This window comes from Peribacillus sp. N1, from assembly GCF_054600815.1.
The window spans coordinates 62922-84388 of sequence record NZ_BAAHZO010000009.1; the positions used below are offsets into that span (position 1 = coordinate 62922).

The window sequence follows — 21467 nt, forward strand, 5'->3', positions numbered from 1 at the left end:
ACCGATAGGTTATCCTTTACGTATGGGGTTTTTTGTATGCATCATCTTTGGACGGCGTTTCATCATCATAAGTGGCATTCGCACTATCAGGTCTTTCCACTCACTTAAGCGATAAGGAACGGCTGGACTCAAGTAAGGCACACCAAAGCTTTTTAATTTCACTAAATGACTGACCATTAAAAGAAAAAAGAGAATGACCCCGTATAATCCAAATGTAGCAGCACAAATCATAGCTGGAAAACGCAGAATCCGTAATGTAATCCCAATACTATAGTGCGGAATGGAAAATGATGAAATGGCAGTTAAGGCTACTACAATGACCAAAACAGGGCTAACGATCCCTGCCTGTACAGCAGCTTCCCCAATGATTAAACCGCCGACAATTCCCATTGCGGGACCGATTGGCTTAGGCAATCGCAGTCCTGCTTCCCTCAAAATTTCGATGGCCATTTCCATGAATAATGCTTCGATAAGTGCCGGAAACGGAACCCCGGACCTGGTTCCGATAATGGAGATGGCCAGCTTGGTCGGAATCAACCCTGAATGAAATGAGATAAAAGCTATATACAAAGACGGTGTAAAAAGAGCCAGAATAGCTGCGAGGTAACGAAGCATACGAATGAATGTGCCAGGAATCCACCTTTCATAATAATCTTCCGGTGATTGCAACATCATGCTCAATGTAACCGGAACGATCAAAGCGAATGGCGTCCCATCTAACAAGATGGCCACTCGACCTTCCATCAAAGCAGCGATCACCCGATCAGGACGCTCTGTATTCTGTACCTGCGGAAAAGGACTAAGGTAATTATCTTCGATAAGTTGCTCTACATAACCTGATTCCGGCACACTATCAATATCAATTTTCTTAATTCGATTTTCCACCTCTTGCACCAATTCGGGATCAACAATATCTTTTATGTAAGCGACAACCAAATCTTTTTTTGAACGCTTTCCTACTTGGAATTTTACTAACGATAAATTCTCAATTTCACCACTGCACCTTAAAAAGGATGTATTATCACTCAATGATTCAGTGAAGCCGACACGGGGACCTCTGACTAATGCCTCTGATACCGGTTCCTCGATCGCCCTTGTTTTATGTTTTGTAGTTCCTAGGATCAGCGCATCCAATGATCCATCAATTAAAAGGGCGGTAGAACCTGTTAGTACTTTAGATGCTAACTCTTTAATGGAACGGACAGCTTCTATTTCACTAATGGATAACACTTCATTTTTTATGAATTCATTTGAAATGCTTCCCTTGAGGTAGGGGAGGTTCTGTTTATATTCTGCTGAAAAATCAACCATCAATGATGGCATGATATGCTGATCAATGAGATCTTTATCCGATAGTCCATCCACAAAAATGATAACTGACCGTATACCGGTTCGCCCTAGATTAAATTCCCGAAAATGCACATCCCAATTATGGCCAATTTCTTGCTTAACACATTCAAGATTAAAATTAAGTTTATCTGTAAACTGATGTGTGGGTTCTTGGGAGGTATATGCTTCTTGTTTGTCTTTTTCGTTACCCTTACCTTTTTTACCAATCTTTGATATCCACTCTTTCATCATCATCACTCATCCTTTGAGGTGCGAAGCAAATTAAACAATTTGCTGATTAGATACGGAATAACAAACACAATGGAAGCCTGTATAAAAACCTGCCATTCTGGAAGGTAGGAAACAATCGTTTTCCACATTTTCATCACCCTAAACTTGTCTCAGATAGCAGCTGAAATTCCTTTATTTCTCAAATAGTATTAATATCTTCTATGTTTCTTATGCAATGAAGTTAAAAAGCCATTAGCCGTATTTGCCATTAATTTATACTTCGCAAAGTAGAGGCGAAATGGATATCAGCGATTTATCCAAATGACTCATTGATAATAGTGAGCTTTAATAAACATTGGTTTTTCTTCTTTGAACTGTGGATGACTTATGCTCACGATTTGAAATATAATTTTAAAAATATCAATATCAAATTGAAATGATGCTCGAAATAACATATACTGAAAATTGAGAATTATTTGTAAATATTAACTGATTTTGGGAAATGTCGCATTTATCAACTTGAGAATAAGATATCCCAATCGCAACCCGGAACATACACGATTAACACTTTATCGGATTGTGAATCCTGGTGAAAAAAGAACGGAATGGATGAGATTATTATCTTTCGGTAAAGTTGCTCTTTATTTTCTAAAGTGATTTCAAAGGGGTGGAAAATGATGAATATATGGACAAGCTGCACAATTAGTTCAATTCTGGCACTTTCCTTACTAGCACCATCCGTGTCTTTTGCTAATGAAAATCCAAATCATGAAGCCGCTGTGAGTAAGGAGACTGCAAGCCAGTATCCAATATTAAAGAAAGCAAAAAAACCGGAAGAAGCGGGCTTTTCGTCTGAAAAGCTGGAAAAAGTGGATCAGCTTATTGAAATGGAAGTGGCAGCCGGTTTCCCCGGTGCTGCCCTGATTGTCATAAAGGACGGGAAAATCGTTAAAAATGAAAGCTACGGGTACAAACAGAAGTTTAATGAACATACGCCTCTTAAGAAGTTTCAGAAGATGGAAAATGACACGTTGTTTGACCTTGCTTCAAACACGAAGATGTATGCAACCAATTTTGCCATTCAAAAATTAGTCAGCGAAGGCAAGCTAAATATCCAGGCAAGAGTCCAGCAGTACATTCCTGAATTCAAAGACACGGAGAAGGATGTAATCAAAGGAAAGGACAATCTGAGAATTATTGATGTTCTTCATCATACAGCAGGGTTCAGACCCGATCCCCAATACCATAATCCAAAGGTTTCTAAAGAACTTTATTCCCAGGAGCGGGATAAAACCATCGAGTTCATCTCAAAAACACCGCTCACATATGTACCTGGAACACAGAATGTCTACAGTGATGTCGATTATATGCTGCTTGGTGCCATTGTTGAAGAAATAACGGGTAAGCAGCTTGATGCGTATGTTGAACATGAATTGTACAAGCCGCTTGGGTTGAAAAATACTAAGTTCAATCCTCTTCAAAAGGGCTTTAAGCCAAAGGATTTTGCCGCAACTGAATTGCTTGGCAACACCCGTGATGGCGTGATAGACTTCCCTAACATTCGCACATACACACTTCAAGGGGAAGTACATGATGAAAAAGCATTTTATTCAATGGGAGGCGTTTCAGGGCATGCCGGTCTTTTCTCCAATACGGAAGATATGGCAGTCCTTCTGCAGGTGATGCTGAATGGCGGGGGATACGGTAAACATATGTTGTTTGATCAAGAAACCATCGATGAATTCGTCGCACCTTCCGAGATGAATCCTACATATGGGCTTGGGTGGAGACGAAATGGCGATGCTAGCATGGAATGGATGTTCAGCCCTTATGCGAGCGACAGTGCCTACGGTCATACTGGATGGACTGGGACGGTCACGATCATTGATCCGGAAATGGATTTAGGGATTGTGTTACTAACAAATAAAAAGCACTCTCCGCTCGTTAACCCTGTAGCCAATTCCAATCAGTTTTTTGGCGACCTCTTCACAACAGGAAGCTATGGAAGTGTTGTAACTGCAATTTATGAAGCATTGAAAACGAATGAATGAATGTGCATTTCCCATAAAGTTTAAGGCCTCCCAATAATGTTGGGAGGCCTTTTTTCTCGTTTATGGCATTCTTTTAGCCAAGCTCTATTCTACACAGTTTGGGCAAGGATCAGATTTTTATATGCTCCGTCTTGATGGAGCAAATTATCATGGGCACCTTGTTCGATGATTTCCCCATTTTGTACAACGATGATGCGATCGGCATGTTTAATTGTCGCTAATCTATGTGCAATGACAAGTGTAGTCCGATTTATCGAGAGTCGCTCCAATGCTTTCTGAACTGCTTTTTCGGTCTCGGTGTCTAGAGCGGAAGTGGCTTCATCAAGGATTAATATCGGTGGGTTCTTCAGGAATATACGAGCAATCGAGACACGCTGCTTTTGTCCTCCCGATAATTTCACTCCACGTTCTCCAATCAACGTTTCCAAGCCTTCTGGCAATTGTTCGATCAAGTCATTTAATTGAGCATCTTCGATGGCTTGGTTCAATTGGGCTTCGGTTGCCTCGGTATTGCCGTACATGATGTTATCCCTAATCGTTCCATCAAATAAAAAAACATCTTGTTGTACGATACCGATATGTTTTCTTAATGAAGTCAATTTGTAGTCCCTGATATCAATGCCATCAATTTTAATACTGCCTGACTGGATATCGTAGAAGCGGGGCAGCAAGCTGCATAATGTTGTTTTACCACCACCTGAAGCACCTACCAATGCTATCGTGTTACCTGCCGTAACAGAAAAAGAGATATCTTTCAGTATCGTTCTGTCCGCTTCATAGCCAAAAGAAACATTCTCAAAAACTACATCACCTTTTACGGAATCAACTTCGATTGCGTCCTTGACATCATGGATATCCGGGAACATATCAACCAATTCCAGGTATCTTTTAAACCCCGCATAACCCTTGGGCAAGGTTTCCAAAATCGAGCTGATTTGTTTGATTGGTGCTATGAAGATATTGGAAAGCATGATGAATGCCACGAATTCCCCATAAGTCATTTTTCCATGGATGACATACCAAGCCCCGCAGCCCAGCACGGTTAAGGCGACCAATTTCATGAGAATGAAGTTCATCGACGTACTCCACGCCATGATTTTATAAGCAAGGAGTTTTGTCAGGCGAAATTCTGAATTGCTGCGATTGAATAGCTGAATTTCATGAGCTTCTTTAGTAAAGGATTGGACAACGCGGATGCCGCTAATATTATTTTCGATACGGGCATTATAATTCGCGATATCACCGAACATCCTTTTAAAAGCCCTTGTCATTTTACGGCTGAAATAAACGGATAAGACTATTAAAAAGGGAACAACCGTAAATACGATAATGGCTAATTGCCAATTAATTTGGAACATGACGAAGAAGGCGCCAAAAATGGTCATGAACGCTATGAATAAATCCTCTGGACCATGGTGGGCGATTTCCCCGATATCCATTAAATCATTCGTCATCCTGGATACTAAATGCCCTGTTTTATTATTGTCGAAAAATTTAAAGGATTGCTTTTGCAGCTTGGAGAATAGATTTTCCCTAAGGTCCGTTTCGATGTTTATACCAAGTTTATGTCCGTAGTAAGAAACGATGAAGTTTAATAGAGTACTCAATAAGTAGATGGCAAGAAGAGCTACGCATGCTATTATTATGTATTTCCAATTGTTGGTTGGTAATAGATCGTCTATTATTCGGTTTACTGCCAGGGGAAAGACCAACTCTAAAACGGCAATTAAAACTGCACATGAAAAATCAATAATGAATAGCCTTTTATAAGGTTTATAATAATGTAAGAAACGCTTGATAACAGTAGACATGATATATCCTCTTTTTTCCTTGATTTCATCAAACATGATTCAAAATAGGTCCCCCATGAGGAAACAGGCAAAGGCCATCACTGCCTGTGATAGCCTTTTATTATTATTTCACTAAACTTTTTAAAACATTATCAATGATTTGTTCATTAGCGATTGCACCAGTGTATAACCAGCTTTCATCAGCAGAAAATTCATGAACATTTCCGGATTTTACAGCTGGTATGCTTTTCCATAAAGACTCATTCAAGGCTTTAGAGCCAGTTGATTCATCACTATTGATCAAGAAAAGGTGATCGGCATCCAATTCCACTAACTTCTCTAATGAAATGGCACTCCAGTTCCCAGTTGCACTAGCGGATATCTCTTTTACCACAGCGGGAACTTTCAAGCCTAAATCTCCGTACATTACAGCTCCGCTGGAAAGCGTTTCACTTACAACGAAGAATTTGCCGCCTACTAGCCAAATAGCTGCCACAGAAGGATTATCCGTTTCTTTTTTTAGTGTTTCTTTTGCTTTTGCAGCCTTAGCATCATACTTTTCTAAAGCTTTCTTAGCGGCCTCTTCTTTGCCGAATACTTCTCCAACGCGCTTAAGTTCATCACGCCAGTCATTGTTTACCTCGGTACCGATTACATATGTAGGTGCGATTTTATTATATTGCTCATACTTTCCGCCTTCAACCATACTTGCAGAGTCCATGATGATTAAGTCTGGTTCCATTTTTTGAACAGCTTCAAATGGAAGGTCGTGTGGAATGGTAGGGATTCCATCAAGTTCGTCTTGTAAATACCCCTGTATACTTGCCCCATCTTTTACACTCCATTGAGCGACAGGCTTTATCCCGAGAGTGACAAGATTATCTTCAAGATATGTAGCGATGACACGTTTCGGATTAGCTGGGACAACTACCTTATTCCCCATTGCATCCGTTAAGGTTCTTGTTTTGGCTTCTTCTTGTTGGTCTTTAGCTGAGGTTTGATCTGTTTTATTTGTCGAAGATTGACTATCCGTCGCTTCTTCGTCACCGCAGGCAGCTAATGAAAGTGCTAATAATCCTGCGCCCATCGCCTGCAACATTTTTTTCGTGCTCATAACTTTATACATTTGAATCCTCCTAAGGATATGATAGAATATACTGTGAATGATAATGATTATCGATTTCAATTAATTTAAATATAGAAACCACTCATTGTCAATCGTTATTTTTGCATTTTCACTTTGGAGAGAGTAGCTGTTAAGATGAATTCAAAAACGGAAATAAATAAGATACCACTAAATACATATAAAAATAGATTAGTAAGTTTGATACTAATAATAGTAGGTATTGGGTTATTGCTCATTTCGGTCGTGGCTTCGATTAACTTTGGGGCTGCCGATTTGAGCTATCGTGATGTTTATAACGCATTATTTCATTTCGATGAAGATAATCCGGCTCATACGATCATTCGGCAATTAAGGTTTCCGCGTGCGGTCGCCGCAATATGTGTAGGAGCTGCTTTAGCTGTTTCAGGAGCGATCATGCAGGGAATGACAAGAAATCCATTGGCATCACCTTCGATAATGGGTGTAACGGCGGGGTCTTCATTTTTAATTGCAATTGCTCTCGTGGCTATACCAGGTGTTACTTACCTAGGTTTAATGATGTTCTCTTTTGTAGGGGCAGGTTTAGGAGCTGCATTAGTTTTCGGGATTACATCGTTTTCCAGAGGCGGCATTACACCAGTAAAGCTCGCGTTGGCCGGCTCGGCCATTACATCCTTGCTTAGCTCACTTTCTACGGCTGTCGGGATTAAATTCAATATTTCAAAGGATATAAGCTATTGGTTTGCCGGGGGAGTTTCAAGTGTGCAGCCGCAGCATGTTTTATTTACACTTCCATTTATATTGGCCGGGCTATTATTAGCCTTGGCCCTTTCCCGTTCTATTTCCATTCTCAGCCTAGGTGAAGAAGTGGCAAAAGGTCTTGGTCAAAATACAGGCATAGTGAAACTAATGGGAACGATTGTGGTATTGCTGCTGACGGGAGCTGCGGTATCGATAGCGGGAATGATAGGATTCATAGGCTTGGTCATTCCCCACATTACAAGGTTTTTGGTAGGTAATGATTATCGGCTGATCATTCCATGTTCTGCAATTTTGGGTGGTGTGCTATTGATTGTGGCCGATATCGTCGGGCGTATGGTGAATGCCCCATTCGAGACGCCTGTCGGAGCCATAACGGCCATTATCGGCGTCCCCTTTTTCCTTTATTTAGCACGTAAGGAAGGGAGGGGATTATGATGCCCAAGCATTCAGACCCAAAAGAGGGAATGTTTAAGAAGCTGCTTTTATTAACTGGCGTTTTAACCGTCATAGTCTTTTTCATTAGCATTAATGCAGGCTACATTAAGATTCCATTGATTGACGTCATAACGACATTATCGGGAAATGGCACTGCTCAAAACGAATTGACGATTTTGGAATTTCGTTTACCAAGAATCGTTTTAGCTATTCTAGTTGGAATGGGAATTGCCATATCAGGGGCCATTCTGCAAGGCATCTCACAGAATCCCTTAGCTGACCCTGGGATCCTTGGCATCAATGCAGGAGCAGGGTTCACAGTTGTACTATATATGTTCTTCTTCCAGGGCACTGCATTTTTCAAGGGTTGGTCATCGGTATTCATCATGCCTTTCACTGCTTTAGTGGGTTCTTTCCTTGCCGCTTTTTTAATTTATGCACTATCTTGGAAAAAAGGGAAGGTGACGCCTGCGAGATTATTATTGGTAGGCATAGGAATCAATGCAGCATTCGGTGCAGGTCTGGTCATCTTCCAGATGAAAATGGAACCGAACAATTTCATGAAGGCATTAATCTGGTTATCCGGGACGATCTGGGGGACGAATTGGACTTTTGTATGGGCGTTATTACCGTGGTTGATCGTATTGATACCTTTAGCGATTTATAAATCCAAAGTATTGGATGTTTTGCGCTTGGGTGACTCGATTGCCATTGGAGTTGGTGTACAGGTAGAAAAGGAACGCAGGCTTTTATTGCTGATTTCAGTCGCCTTGGCAGGTGTATGCGTTTCGGTGGGCGGAGGCATTACGTTTTTAGGCCTGATTGCACCGCATATAGCCAGGAGATTAGTGGGGGCAAGACATGCAAAACTACTTCCGCTTACTGCAATCCTAGGTTCCTTATTGCTGTTATCTGCCGATACTTTAGGTAGGGTCATCATGGCCCCGATGGAATTGCCAGTGGGGATTATCGTTTCAATTTTAGGAGCGCCGTATTTTATCTATTTACTCGTGAAAAACATTTAAAGAAGTACAGAAAAGTTGCAGAAAAAAAAGCCCGTTTTCAGGACGTTTATGAGGATGGGTTTTTTGCAGTTTTCAAAGAATTTTGATGAGAACTGTACGAACAGAAAGCGGCTCTCGGGAGTGATGAATCATCCCCTAAAAGAACTATTTTAAAAAATATATTGACCGAACGGCTTGTATCCGCTTACAATAATATTTAGTTATTAGTGTATTTAGAAAATTGTAAAAGAGGTACCTGCATGACAAAGGAATTCGACAGAAGAATCGGGCGCCATGCAATCATGTACGCGTTTGCGAACGAAGAAGAAGAAGTCATATTGACGAATGACCTTAAGCGGATGGATTGGCTTTATGGAAAAGGTAAAGTCGGTTCAATGGAGCTGCAGAAAATAGTTGCGGCCATTGAGACATCAGCGAAAAGACTTGGATTAGTCAATCCCGATATGTATCGTGAAATGCATGCGCTGTATCATGCGATCATCGAAGCACTCCAAGGAGTGACACGCGGCCAGGTTGAGCTTGGCGGTCTTTTGAGGACTGCGGGACTTCGGTTTGCCATCGTTCGGGGCAGGCCGTTTAAAAACGGGGACGAAGGTGAATGGATTGCTGTAGCCGTGTATGGAACGATTGGAGCACCGGTTCGGGGATTTGAACATGAAGCCGTTGGCTTGGGAATTAACCACATTTAAATAATTAAAAGCCTATAGTTATTTAGTGAAATAGGGGGCTGTATTGAAAGACTGGATAAGTCTGTCAATACGGCCTCCTTTTGTTTGTTTAAAAAAAGAATAGGGGTGCAGGAAATGATTATGTTAACGGGCCAAACTTTAACGATTGAAGAAGCAAAAAAAGTGTTATATGGGGAGGCATTTGTCACGGCTTCTGCCGAGAGTGTCAAGAAAGTTGAAAAGAGCCGGGAAGCGGTTGAAAATATCGTGAAGCAAAAGAAAGTCATCTATGGCATCACAACAGGTTTTGGAAAATTCAGCGATGTATTGATTGATGCAGAGGACGCAGAGCAGCTACAGTGGAATTTGATTCATTCCCATGCTTGCGGAGTCGGGGAGCCGTTTCCTGAGGTCGTTTCGAGAGCTATGGTCCTTCTCCGTGCCAATGCGCTATTAAAAGGGTTTTCCGGTGTGCGTCCTGTCGTCATTGAACGTTTGATCGATCTTTTGAATGCCCATATCCATCCGGTCATCCCTCAGCAAGGATCTCTTGGAGCAAGCGGGGACTTGGCGCCGCTTTCCCATTTGGCGCTAGTATTGATGGGAGAAGGGGAAGTGTTTTATAAAGGAGAGCGAATGGAGGCCATCATAGCTTTATCGAAGGAAGGCATTCTTCCTCTGACTCTTAAAGCAAAAGAAGGTCTTGCATTAATAAATGGAACACAGGCCATGACTGGGATGGGCCTCGTCAATTACATTGAAGCCGAACAGCTGGCACATCAAACTGAAGCGATCGCTTCACTGACGTTAGAAGGTTTACGCGGCATAGAAGATGCCTTTGATGCCGATGTTCATCTAGCACGAGGCTACCGCCAGCAAACAGAGGTCGCGGAACGGATTCGTCGCATGATCAGCGGCAGCCAGCTCATCACGAAGCAAGGGGAACTGCGGGTACAGGATGCTTATTCGCTCCGCTGCATTCCGCAAGTGCATGGGGCATCATGGCAAACACTTGATTATGTAAAAGAAAAACTGGAAATTGAAATGAATGCAGCGACGGATAATCCGCTTATTTTTGACGATGGGGAAAAGGTTATTTCAGGGGGTAACTTCCATGGCCAGCCGATTGCATTTGCGATGGACTTCATGAAAATCGCTGTTGCAGAGCTTGCGAACATTTCAGAGCGTCGCATTGAGCGACTCGTCAATCCTCAGCTGAATGATTTACCGCCATTCTTAAGTCCGTCACCTGGCTTGCAGTCGGGAGCGATGATCATGCAATATTGTGCCGCTTCACTAGTTTCTGAGAATAAAACACTCGCCCATCCTGCAAGTGTTGATTCCATTCCATCTTCAGCGAACCAGGAAGATCATGTAAGCATGGGAACGATTGGGTCCCGACACGCACATCAAATCATTCAGAACGTACGCCGCGTTTTGGCGATTGAGCTCATTTGTGCCTTACAGGCGGTGGAATACCGCGGAACAGAAAAGATGGCTCCGTTTACAAAAGAGTTTTATACGGAAGCAAGAAAGCTCATTCCAAGCATTACACAAGATCGTATCTTTTCTAAAGATATTGAAGCAACGGCTAGCTGGTTACATCAAATCGATTGGAATTCATTTATTCATAGGAGTTTACCTACAACATAATATGAAATGCGGAATATTCGAATGAAAGTTAGGCTTATAGCCCTTTGGGTTTTAAGCCTAACATCGTTATGTAAATGCTACATAGATCCCAGAAATCCAAAAAGGTCTCAGCTTTAGAGAAAATGACCTTGAAATAGTAATAAATGCAGGAAATGACCATTGATGGAATGATTGGCTTTACCTATTCGTGCTAGATTAAAAATGCATTTTTGGAGGGGAATCTAATTTGGAAAATCGGCAATTGCAACCACCTGTCATAAATGAAAAAAACCAGCCGTCAAATACTTTACAAAGGAAGCTGAAAGCGCGCCACCTTACGATGATATCGCTAGGCGGTGCAATTGGTACAGGGCTGTTTCTCGGAAGCGGGCCGGCCATTCACTCTGCAGGACCTGGCGGTGCTTTGGTCGCTTACACAGTAATTGGCATAATGGTTTATTTTATTATGACAAGCCTAGGTGAACTGGCATCATTTATGCCAGTCAGCGGAGCTTTCAGTACCTATGCTACGCGTTTCATCGACCCGGCATTAGGGTTTGCGCTTGGTTGGAACTATTGGTTCACTTGGGCGATGACACTTGCCGCGGAACTATCTGCCGCAACGATGGTAATGAAGTTTTGGTTTCCTGACAGTTCGTCTTTTTTATGGAGTTCATTGTTTTTAGTTTTAATATTCTTATTGAATTACGTATCCGTTAAAGGGTATGGCGAAGGGGAATATTGGTTTTCCCTCATTAAAGTGGCAACCATCATCATTTTTATAGTAGTCGGAATATTGATGATATTTGGAATCATGAACGGAGAGGCGATTGGTTTTAAAAACTTCACAGTTGGTGACGCTCCGTTTGCCGGTGGTTTTTTGGCTACATTGGGTATTTTCATTGCTGCTGGATTTTCTTTTCAAGGTACAGAAATAGTCGGTGTTGCAGCCGGTGAAAGTGAAAACCCGGCAAAAAATGTACCTCGTGCAGTTCGCAGCATTTTCTGGAGGATATTCCTCTTTTACATCCTAGCCATACTTGTTATTGGACTGATCGTTCCTTATACGAATGGCAGTCTGCAAGGACACACGATCATGGTTAGCCCATTTACGATGGTGTTTGAAAAAGTGGGACTGGCATTCGCTGCTTCCGTGATGAATGCCATCATTTTGACAGCTGTATTATCCGCTGGAAATTCGAGTCTTTACGTGACGAGCCGAATGTTGTACTCAATGGCAAAAGAAGGGCTGGCACCGCGTATTTTTGGGAAGCTTAACAAGCGCGGCGTTCCCATTTGGGGACTGGCAGTCACCTCACTTGTAGGGATGCTGGCCTTTTTTGCTTCCGTTTTCGGTGATGGAGTTATTTATATTTGGCTTATGAATGCTGTTGGAGTCACTGGATTTATATTTTGGCTGGGAATAGCGGCGAGCCATTATCGGTTTAGAAAAGCCTATATTGCTCAAGGGTATTCACTGGACGATCTTCCCTATAAGTCAAAGTGGTTTCCTTTTGGACCGATATTTTCCTTTGCTCTTTGCTTTTTCGTTTTATCGGCGCAAAACTATCAGGCCTTCATTGGCGATGAAATTAACTGGGCCAGTGTGTTCGCTGCCTATCTTGGCATTCCATTCTTTCTGGTAATGTGGCTTGGATATAAGTTCATTAAGAAAACAAAAGTAGTTCCGCTAAAGGATTGCAAAATTGATTTTGATGAACATAGGAATGCAAAATAGACATGAGACTTCTTTTAATAATTTATTTGGATTAATTATTAAAAAATACAACTTTCTTTGTTAGGATCGTTAGAAGCCTTTAAATGACAAGGTTTCTTACCGCCAAGAAACAAAACAAACAATAATTTGAAGTGATGAAAAAATGATCATCGGTCAGTTGATTAAGCCGAAGTAACAGTTGGAGATGATTGAATCAATACGCACTATATCAATTTCATTTTAGGGATATTCCTTTTTTAAGAAGTATTATCCCATTATCCCCCTACAAGTAGATGACAAGATGTCCTTAATAATCTACCTGGAGGGGATTTTTTTATGGAGGAAAAGGGACAAACATTTAAAACATATACAGAAGAATTAAAACGTGAAGTCGCTCGATAAAGTTGGAGAGGTTCATTGAATTTATGCTTTGTTTAATAGGAAAGGAACTTACCTTGATATAGATTAATTAACCGTTTTGTAAAACAGAGATAAGCCCTTCCAAAAGGGTTTGGAGGGTTACTTGGCATGGCCATGAATATTGTAACAATAGGATATATAATAATTCATGTTAATTGGGGAGGAAAGACATTGATAATATATTTTGTCTTATAAGATATATGAAGGTATTGTTAAGTCTATCGACTATATGAAATGGTCTATGAACACGTTGGGAAATAATGGTTCATCTACTTAATTAAATTTCCTTTCTTCCATATACTCACCAATTTTGCGAAACTTATCAAAACGCTGTTGACGTAGAATGCCTTTATCTAATTGACCAAGTTCTTGTAATGCCTTTCGTAATGTTTCTTTGATAAATTGCGATTGAAGTGGGGTGTCAATATGTGCTCCTCCAACAGGTTCTTTGATGACCTCATCAATCACCCCTAGTTCCATCAAGTCCTTAGCCGTAATTTTCAATACTTCAGCTGCTCGTTTTGCTTGTGTGGCATCCTTCCATAACACTGCTGCTGCTCCTTCAGGTGAAATAACCGAATAAAATGTGTTTTCTAGCATGTAGATTCGATTACCAATCCCTAGAGCCAACGCACCACCACTCCCACCTTCACCAACTACAAAGCAGATGATTGGTACTCCAAAACTAGCCATTTCACGAAGATTGTGGGCGATAGCTTGAGATTGTCCACGTTCTTCAGCTTCACGTCCTGGGAAGGCTCCTGGCGTGTTAATAAATGTTACGATGGGGCGATTGAACTTATTGGCTTGTTGCATAATTCTTATGGCTTTTCTGTAGCCTTCAGGTTGCGACATGCCAAAACGACGATAGATATTGTCTTTTGTATTTTGACCTTTTTGATTTCCTAAAACAGTTATAGGCATTCCTTCGAAGGTAGCTATTCCTGAAACTAATGCAGGGTCTTCCCCATAAAGTCTGTCACCATGAAGTTCAATAAAGTCTTCAAAAATATGGTGGATATAATCTAAAGTAGTTGGGCGTTGTTGAATTCTAGATAGTTGAATTTTATCCCAAACTTCCATATTTTCATTAAGATGAATTTTGATTTCATTGACTTTTTGCTCAAGATTTTTTAATACTTCGTTAAGGTCAAGATTATGCTTTGTAGACACCTCTTTCAGTTCAGCAATTTGATTTTCCAGTTGTTTTAATTCTTGCAAATTCATCGTTTAAAACACTCCCTGAAATTGAGATGATGGATTTTTAAAATGGTTGTTAATGATTGTTTTAATTCATTCCTATTTACAACCATATCCAGTTGTCCATGTTCCAATAAAAATTCAGAGGTTTGAAAATTCTCTGGAAGTTCTTCTCTTATAGTCTGTTCAATTATGCGTCTTCCTGCAAAGCCAATTAAAGCTTGTGGTTCGGCAATATTGATATCACCTAATGAAGCGAAACTAGCAGAAACTCCACCCGTTGTAGGATTGGTTAAAACGGATACGAAAAGAATTTTTTCGTAGTTTAGTTGTTCTAAAGCAACACTTGTTTTTGCCATCTGCATGAGACTAAGAATTCCTTCTTGCATGCGAGCTCCGCCGCTTGCTGAAAACAATATAAATGGTTTTCGTGTTTTTAATGACTTCTCAATGGCTCTTGTGATTTTTTCACCGACTGCTGATCCCATGCTTCCCATACGGAAACGAGAATCCATGACACCAATCACAACCGGATAGCCACCTATGGAAGCTTCCCCAGTAATAACCGCATCATTTAATGCAGTCTTATTCTTATCAGAAATTAATTTATCTGGATATTCAGGGAAGTTCAACGGGTCAACGGAAATTAAACTTTTATTGAATTCCGAAAAAGAACTACTATCTGTAAGCATTGAAATGCGGTCATAAGCTGTAACAGGGTAGTGATATTGGCATTTCGGACATACATTCAATTCTATTTTCATAAGAGATTCATCATAGGTTTCCCCACATGATTTACAAGTAAAAGGGATGGGAGTAAAGCTTTTGTCTATTTCAAAAAAAGAGTTCGATTCTATTTTTTCTCTTTTTAATGGATACATATTCATCAATCCTCCTGTGGTAAGACCGGCGTATTACAAGTTACGCTCACCATTCTTTAAAATGTGGAGCGTGATTTTTAGCTTTTCTTAAAAAGTTTTATACAATCAGAAATCATTCTAGAGAATAAAAATTTTATTTGGTGGGTGCTTCATTAAGAAATTATCTATTCCTGTATACTTGAAAAATCAGAAACTTACGATTTTATTGACGGGAATTACGTAGGCTTGTATACAAACCGAGTATACAAACATTAAGACTTCTTATTATCTTTCTATAAAGAGGATAAAGGTTACTTAGCTTAACAGAACGGTTGTTTGAAGTGTATGAGTGTAATCATTATTTATCGCTCACCATTACTCCAATTCTTAGAAAGAACGATTTACCAAATAGCAAAGCGTCATCTAATGAAGCTAATACTCCCATTGTTGGTGTAAGCTCATAATATGCATTTACAATATAATTGAATGGGCTCATTCTTCAGTGGATAATATTTTATTGGTTTATCAGATTGTAAAAAGATAAAGATTAATAGTTTTTTTAATCTAAAGGGGCAGATTAGGATTTTGTTTAACAAGGACTCTAGGGATGTTAGGATATCATTTGGGGGAATACGGTTGTTATCTGCCGGACAACCTCATAAAAAATATTTTAAAATAACAAAAAATGATTGAAAATAAAATCTTGATAATGAACAGTTAGGCAATAGAGGTGTAGCGATTGTTCACACCGGTTTAGTAAAAATACATGTTAGTGATGGGCTGTATTTTTTTTAATATCTTTTGCAACATTGAAAACTTGTACAGCCAAAGAGGCTCTATGAATGGATTAATTGAAAGAAGGCAATCTATAACTAAGTAGCGATATATCGTTTTTTTTGTACTTCTGGTTTTGTCCTCGAAGAGTATTCGATTGTAAGATTATTTCCCATTTTAAAAAAATGATAAATCGTGGTTCTGAAAAAATGTTTCGATGCCCCGGTTATTGCTTAAAACGTTGCTAAGTCAATGTTTATAGAGGGATGGTGCCACTTTCATATGGTGCACCATCTTAACGTATATACACAACAATTCCGCCCCACATCATTTGAATTTATATTCATTCTTTGTTAAGGTAATGAAGTACTTTAGGGATAGCGGTTCATTCCGTGTGCTGGGACTGAACAAAACCCTAAAATAAAAAACCATTATATTTCAGTTGGTATATGCTGTGCCTGTTAGTTTCCTCAGTTGTATTGCATCTCTTTTCCCTGCTAGCTCCAATAAGACACATTGGGAATCCCATAATCATATTTCTATGCGTTTTGGTGTTATACTGCACTGCAAGTACCATTCCACCTGGTTAAGGAAATGAAATACATTAGAGGGTAGTCGTAAGTCCATCTGGACAAAACTCTAAGTGGAATCGTTTATATTACAGTTGGTATATGTTGTGCCTGCTTGTTTCCTCAGTTGTGATTGCACCTCTTTTTTTCCTACTTGAAATGCTCAATTTATCACACATAATATAATCCAAGTAAAGAAGTACTTCTTGGGAATAATAAATATAGATTATTTTTCTATGCACGTTATGCCCTGTGCACTGAATAAGTGTCACTTCTGCTTTTTTTGAAGAAAAAGTAATGGGGTAGATTTTCGGTTATTTCAAGGTACTTGTGCATTAATAATCATCACTCGCATAAAACGGGGGAATTCAGCAAAACTGAATATCATATGGGCAACTATTAGAATGAGGTGACTTGATGAAGCCGTATGTAGAAGTCAGAAATGTCTCGAAAATTTTTGGCAAATCTCCAAAAGCAGCAACAGACTTATTGAAGCAAGGCAAAACGAAAAAAGAAATCTTGAAAGAAACGGGACAAACGGTCGGAGTGAATAATGTTAATTTCGAGATTTATCCCGGCGAGATTTTTGTCATCATGGGCCTATCAGGTAGCGGGAAATCCACTTTGATCCGCATGTTCAATCGTTTGATCGATCCAACTTTGGGTGAAATCTTAATTGATGATGAAGATATCGTGAAGATGAATGCTGCCCGGTTAAGGGAAGTCAGACAAAAGAAAATAAGCATGGTCTTTCAAAATTTTGCTTTATTTCCGCATAAAACGATATTGGAAAACGCTGAATTCGGGCTCGAAATTCAAAAAGTGGATCCGGCAAAACGTCATGAAAATGCGATGAAGGCTCTTGAGGCCGTTGGATTGAAAGGCTACGAAAATCAGATGCCATCACAGCTTAGCGGCGGTATGCAGCAAAGGGTTGGGTTAGCCCGGGCACTCGCCAGTGATACGGATATCCTACTGATGGATGAAGCCTTCAGTGCCCTTGATCCATTGATTCGTAAGGATATGCAGGATGAACTGATTCAAATACAAGATCAGTACAAAAAAACGATCATTTTCATTACCCATGATCTTGATGAAGCATTAAGGATCGGGGATAGAATTGCCCTTATGAAAGATGGAAGTGTAATTCAATTGGGTACCCCTGAACAAATCATGATGAATCCAGCCAATGAATTCGTCGAGAAGTTTGTGGAAGATGTTGATCTATCAAAAGTATTGACAGCGTCTCATGTGATGATACGCCCAGAGAAGATTGCGGTGGACAGAGGCCCGAGGGTTGCCTTGGAAATCATGCGCAAACAAGGGTATTCCAGCATTTTCGTTGTGGATAGGAAGCAGAAGTTATTGGGGGCCGTGACTGCTGAACAGGCACGTCAGGCAATGAGTAATAACCAATCGATTTCTGAAGTGATGACAACCGATATCCCAACTGTAAAAGAGGATGAATTACTTGGAAACCTCATGGATGTGATGGCGACTTCAAGCTTGCCAATCTCAGTCATCGATGATCAGAACAGAATTAAAGGAATTCTTCTTCGCGGTGCCGTTATCGGTGCTTTGGCCGGAAATAAAGATTCCTTGAATGAAATGGAGAGTGAATAATTCAATGAATATGCCGAAAATCCCACTAGGAGCATGGGTCGATTCTTTAGTGGATTGGATTACCATTGTATTTGCTGGATTATTTACATTTATAACAAATGTGATTGAGGGTTTATTGAATATCTTGGTCGATGTAATGAGTGCAGGACCTTCTATCATTTTAATCATCGTCCTGACCCTTCTGGTTACCTATACAAGCAAATGGACATTAGGATTATTTACATTAATCAGCTTACTATTGATTGATAATCTTGGTTATTGGGAATCAAGCATCCAAACACTGGCGATCGTTATTTTGTCAGGATTCCTCACCATATTGATCGGAATACCGATCGGAATATGGTGTGCCCAAAATAAAACCGTGCGCAATATCGTAACCCCAATCTTGGATTTCATGCAAACGATGCCTGCCTTCGTTTATTTGATTCCTTCGATTTTATTCTTTGGAATAGGGGTGGTGCCTGGAATCATCGCGTCATTCATTTTCGCGATCGCACCAACAATCCGAATGACCAATCTTGGGATTCAGGAAGTGCCTAATGATTTGATAGAGGCATCTGATGCATTTGGTTCAACCAGCAGCCAAAAGTTATTCAAAGTACAAATACCATTGGCTACTCCAACGATTATGGCAGGAGTTAACCAAAGCATCATGCTGGCACTATCCATGGTTGTTACAGCCTCTTTGGTTGGAGCACCAGGACTTGGGGCGGATGTCTACAGGGCTGTCAGCCAAATTAATGTGGGGCAAGGATTTGAAGCAGGATTATCCATCGTAATCATTGCAATCATACTCGATCGTATCACGCAAAACCTTCGTAAACCAGCTTACGAGCATATCGTAAGCAGGAAAATCATTTTTACGATTTTGGCTTTACTTGTTGTGGGTACTGCACTATTCAGTACTTTTACAAAAGAAAAAGCAGTGGACGGGGATCAAAACAGTCTTGCTGCCAAAACCAATTATGAAATCATCGGAATTGAACCTGGAGCAGGAATAATGAAGTTGACTAAAACGGCTATTGATGATTATAAGCTGGATGACTGGAACGTGGTTGAAGGGTCATCGGCAGCGATGGTTGCAGAATTGAAAAAAGCGATTGATAAAGAAGAACCAATCGTCGTTACTGGCTGGTCACCACATTGGATGTTCTCGACATATGACTTGAAATATCTCGAAGATCCGAATGGATCCTTCGGCAAGGCTGAAAACATCAATTCCATTGCCAGAAAAGGACTTGAACAGGATGCACCAGGTGCCTATAAAATTCTTGATCAATTCTACTGGGAAACAAAAGATATGGAAGATGTAATGGTCAAGGTTGCTGATGGGATGTCTCCTTCAGAAGCAGCAGAAGATTGGATAAAGAAAAATCAGGACAAAGTGTCCAAATGGACCCAAGGAGCACAATCAGGAAATGGTGAAAAAATCAAACTGGTTTATGTTGCCTGGGACACTGAAATTGCCAGTACCAATGTGATTAGCAAAGTGCTGGAGCAGAATGGCTATGATGTAACATTAAGTCAGGTTGAAGTGGGGCCGATGTTTGCCGGCGTAGCAAACGGAAGTGCGGACGCCATGGTGGCTGCATGGCTCCCGGGAACACATCTTGAATACTATAATAAGTACAAAGATGAAATTGTTGACCTTGGACCAAACTTAAAAGGAACAAAGCTTGGTCTGGTCGTACCTGATTACGTCGATATTGATTCGATTGAAGACTTAAAATAAGAAAGAAGAGGGAATTTCAGAAATGGAATTCCCTCTTTTTTAAGTTTAGCCGCTTGGGATCAATGGATGGAAACGAATTTATTCATCAATTCCTCTTCAGTTACTTCAATCTTTCCTTTCATATCTTCAGCCAATAATACATAACTTTTCACGCCAATGAATTCTGAATGTGATATTAAAAAGAATTTTGTTCCTTTTTTATACGCAGAAGGATCATCTTCAATCAATTTAAACATTTTCATCCTTTTTCCACCTTGGATATCATATTCGTAACGCATGTATTCATAACTACCTTTGGAGTAGAAGTAATTGCATCGAACAAGTTGAAAAGGAGTTAGGTCACTACTAATGTACAACTTCTCTTTTCACTTTTTATATCATTGATATTTATGGGTGGTCAACTATTTTTACTGGTAGATACAAGAACCAGCTGGCATTGTCATTTGTTTGCAAATTATGATTATTCCTAACTTTCTGTGGAAGTGTCTATCGTTGAATGTTAAAATTCAGTTGGAAAACAGTGATTCTTTATACATATGAAAGAGATTAAAAAGTGTTTTGGAAGGTGTGGAAATATTGAAACCAATCATATTTGATGTAGATACTGGGATTGATGATGCCCTGGCGATGGCATATGCTTTAAATTCCCCTGAATTGGAAGTGCTCGGATTTACCACTTGCTTTGGTAACGTGCCCGTTGTTGAATCGACCCGCAATACGCTTGCCGTTTTGGAGAAATTAAATAGGCGCATTCCGGTTTTTGAAGGTGCTGACCAAACTTTGGTACGCGGAAGGAAGAAGAGGTATCCCAAGCATGTACATGGGGAAGACGGGTTAGGAAATACCCTTCGGTTTGAACCAACCATCAAAGCATCACAAGGAAATGCAGTGGATTTCATTATCGATCAGGTGCAAAGCCGACCGCATGAAATCACGATTATTGCAGTTGGACCACTGACTAACATCGCATTGGCGATTAAAAAGGCCCCAATGACCATGTCCTTAGTAAAAGAGGTCGTTATTATGGGCGGTGCCGTAAACGTACCAGGAAATGTAACCCCATATGCTGAAGCGAACATAATATCAGATCCTGAAGCAGCACATCAGGTATTTGCTTCAGGACTGCCAATCACCCTCGTGGGGCTTGATGTGACGCTGCAAACATATCTTTTGAAATCGAAGCTTGATGATTGGCGTGCTACTGGTAAGGAAAGCGCCGAATTTTTAGCGGAAATGACCGATTATTATATGAAAGCATATGAAAACTCCCATCCAGGTTTGGGCGGTTGCGCCCTTCATGATCCGCTTGCAGTCGGGGTTGCGATTGATTCAAGTTTTGTGAGTGCAGAATGGATGAACGTCAAGGTGGTGACCGAGGGTGAAGAAACAGGCAGGACAATCGGTCAAAAGGATGGCGAATCAAGAATCCGCGTCTGTACGAATGTGGAAAGTGCTCGGTTTGTGAAACATTTCTTGGAACGGGTTATATGACATTGAATCATGTATTAATTATAAAGGCTGTTTCTTTTCCCAGAACCATTGGG

Annotated in this window: 15 protein-coding genes; 9 read left to right on the forward strand and 6 right to left on the reverse strand. The window is 40.4% G+C overall.

What is annotated here, in order from left to right; genetic code table 11:
• Positions 1-9 precede the first annotated feature (9 nt).
• The gene (locus ACYP5M_RS24375; RefSeq protein ID WP_459735635.1) at positions 10-1578 is read right to left on the reverse strand and encodes a spore germination protein; all 1569 of its coding nucleotides are present in this window, start codon (positions 1576-1578) and stop codon (positions 10-12) included.
• A 659-nt stretch (positions 1579-2237) separates the two neighbouring features.
• On the opposite strand from ACYP5M_RS24375, the gene pbp4b reads away from it, so the two are divergent.
• Positions 2238-3611, forward strand: coding sequence for a penicillin binding protein PBP4B (gene pbp4b, locus ACYP5M_RS24380; protein WP_452445367.1), 1374 nt, complete (start codon positions 2238-2240; stop codon positions 3609-3611).
• Positions 3612-3700: 89 nt separating this feature from the next.
• Here the strand turns inward: pbp4b and ACYP5M_RS24385 are convergent, their stop codons facing one another.
• Complete coding sequence (locus ACYP5M_RS24385) at positions 3701-5422, reverse strand: ABC transporter ATP-binding protein (RefSeq protein WP_452445360.1); 1722 nt, start codon at positions 5420-5422, stop codon at positions 3701-3703.
• Positions 5423-5525: 103 nt separating this feature from the next.
• Positions 5526-6527 (reverse strand): ABC transporter substrate-binding protein, encoded by a 1002-nt coding sequence (locus tag ACYP5M_RS24390; RefSeq protein WP_459735627.1) that lies wholly within the window; start codon positions 6525-6527, stop codon positions 5526-5528.
• A gap of 135 nt (positions 6528-6662) precedes the next feature.
• On the opposite strand from ACYP5M_RS24390, the gene ACYP5M_RS24395 reads away from it, so the two are divergent.
• From ACYP5M_RS24395 to ACYP5M_RS24415, 5 genes are all read left to right on the forward strand, one after another.
• A complete protein-coding gene (locus tag ACYP5M_RS24395; protein WP_434168339.1) occupies positions 6663-7703 on the forward strand; it encodes a FecCD family ABC transporter permease in 1041 nt (346 codons plus the stop codon).
• Positions 7700-8728 (forward strand): FecCD family ABC transporter permease, encoded by a 1029-nt coding sequence (locus tag ACYP5M_RS24400; protein ID WP_434168340.1) that lies wholly within the window; start codon positions 7700-7702, stop codon positions 8726-8728. Before ACYP5M_RS24395 ends, ACYP5M_RS24400 begins: the two co-directional genes overlap by 4 nt.
• Before the next feature lie 239 nt (positions 8729-8967).
• The gene (gene hutP, locus ACYP5M_RS24405; RefSeq protein WP_095392619.1) at positions 8968-9417 is read left to right on the forward strand and encodes a hut operon transcriptional regulator HutP; all 450 of its coding nucleotides are present in this window, start codon (positions 8968-8970) and stop codon (positions 9415-9417) included.
• 114 nt (positions 9418-9531) lie between these two features.
• Positions 9532-11049, forward strand: a complete 1518-nt coding sequence (gene hutH, locus ACYP5M_RS24410) for a histidine ammonia-lyase (RefSeq protein WP_101225639.1) — start codon at positions 9532-9534, stop codon at positions 11047-11049.
• A gap of 319 nt (positions 11050-11368) precedes the next feature.
• Positions 11369-12766, forward strand: coding sequence for an amino acid permease (locus tag ACYP5M_RS24415; protein ID WP_434169593.1), 1398 nt, complete (start codon positions 11369-11371; stop codon positions 12764-12766).
• Positions 12767-13438: 672 nt separating this feature from the next.
• On the opposite strand, the gene ACYP5M_RS24420 is transcribed toward ACYP5M_RS24415, so the two are convergent.
• Together ACYP5M_RS24420 and accD are read right to left on the reverse strand one after the other, a co-directional pair.
• Positions 13439-14392 carry an acetyl-CoA carboxylase carboxyltransferase subunit alpha gene (locus ACYP5M_RS24420; protein WP_434168341.1) on the reverse strand — a complete coding sequence of 318 codons (954 nt, stop codon included), beginning with the start codon at positions 14390-14392 and terminating at the stop codon, positions 13439-13441.
• Positions 14389-15246 (reverse strand): acetyl-CoA carboxylase, carboxyltransferase subunit beta, encoded by an 858-nt coding sequence (gene accD / locus ACYP5M_RS24425; RefSeq protein ID WP_459735628.1) that lies wholly within the window; start codon positions 15244-15246, stop codon positions 14389-14391. The genes ACYP5M_RS24420 and accD overlap by 4 nt, the downstream gene beginning before the upstream one ends.
• A gap of 1739 nt (positions 15247-16985) precedes the next feature.
• Between accD and ACYP5M_RS24430 the strand changes: the two genes are divergently transcribed.
• Together ACYP5M_RS24430 and ACYP5M_RS24435 are read left to right on the forward strand one after the other, a co-directional pair.
• The gene (locus ACYP5M_RS24430; RefSeq protein WP_101225643.1) at positions 16986-18191 is read left to right on the forward strand and encodes a quaternary amine ABC transporter ATP-binding protein; all 1206 of its coding nucleotides are present in this window, start codon (positions 16986-16988) and stop codon (positions 18189-18191) included.
• 4 nt (positions 18192-18195) lie between these two features.
• Complete coding sequence (locus tag ACYP5M_RS24435) at positions 18196-19923, forward strand: glycine betaine ABC transporter substrate-binding protein (protein ID WP_459735629.1); 1728 nt, start codon at positions 18196-18198, stop codon at positions 19921-19923.
• A gap of 59 nt (positions 19924-19982) precedes the next feature.
• On the opposite strand, the gene ACYP5M_RS24440 is transcribed toward ACYP5M_RS24435, so the two are convergent.
• Positions 19983-20165 carry a hypothetical protein gene (locus tag ACYP5M_RS24440; RefSeq protein WP_260359254.1) on the reverse strand — a complete coding sequence of 61 codons (183 nt, stop codon included), beginning with the start codon at positions 20163-20165 and terminating at the stop codon, positions 19983-19985.
• Positions 20166-20499: 334 nt separating this feature from the next.
• On the opposite strand from ACYP5M_RS24440, the gene ACYP5M_RS24445 reads away from it, so the two are divergent.
• A complete protein-coding gene (locus ACYP5M_RS24445) occupies positions 20500-21414 on the forward strand; it encodes a nucleoside hydrolase (protein ID WP_434168343.1) in 915 nt (304 codons plus the stop codon).
• Positions 21415-21467: the final 53 nt, after the last annotated feature.

Coding starts and splice junctions, on each gene's coding strand:
- ACYP5M_RS24390 (WP_459735627.1), bottom strand. CDS start 6,527: ATGTATAAAGTTATGAGCACGAAAAAAATGTTGCAGGCGATGGGCGCA.
- ACYP5M_RS24440 (WP_260359254.1), bottom strand. CDS start 20,165: ATGAAAATGTTTAAATTGATTGAAGATGATCCTTCTGCGTATAAAAAA.
- ACYP5M_RS24385 (WP_452445360.1), bottom strand. CDS start 5,422: ATGTCTACTGTTATCAAGCGTTTCTTACATTATTATAAACCTTATAAA.
- ACYP5M_RS24435 (WP_459735629.1), top strand. CDS start 18,196: ATGAATATGCCGAAAATCCCACTAGGAGCATGGGTCGATTCTTTAGTG.
- hutH (WP_101225639.1), top strand. CDS start 9,532: ATGATTATGTTAACGGGCCAAACTTTAACGATTGAAGAAGCAAAAAAA.
- accD (WP_459735628.1), bottom strand. CDS start 15,246: ATGTATCCATTAAAAAGAGAAAAAATAGAATCGAACTCTTTTTTTGAA.
- hutP (WP_095392619.1), top strand. CDS start 8,968: ATGACAAAGGAATTCGACAGAAGAATCGGGCGCCATGCAATCATGTAC.
- ACYP5M_RS24400 (WP_434168340.1), top strand. CDS start 7,700: ATGATGCCCAAGCATTCAGACCCAAAAGAGGGAATGTTTAAGAAGCTG.
- ACYP5M_RS24395 (WP_434168339.1), top strand. CDS start 6,663: ATGAATTCAAAAACGGAAATAAATAAGATACCACTAAATACATATAAA.
- ACYP5M_RS24415 (WP_434169593.1), top strand. CDS start 11,369: ATGATATCGCTAGGCGGTGCAATTGGTACAGGGCTGTTTCTCGGAAGC.
- pbp4b (WP_452445367.1), top strand. CDS start 2,238: ATGAATATATGGACAAGCTGCACAATTAGTTCAATTCTGGCACTTTCC.
- ACYP5M_RS24375 (WP_459735635.1), bottom strand. CDS start 1,578: ATGAAAGAGTGGATATCAAAGATTGGTAAAAAAGGTAAGGGTAACGAA.
- ACYP5M_RS24430 (WP_101225643.1), top strand. CDS start 16,986: ATGAAGCCGTATGTAGAAGTCAGAAATGTCTCGAAAATTTTTGGCAAA.
- ACYP5M_RS24420 (WP_434168341.1), bottom strand. CDS start 14,392: ATGAATTTGCAAGAATTAAAACAACTGGAAAATCAAATTGCTGAACTG.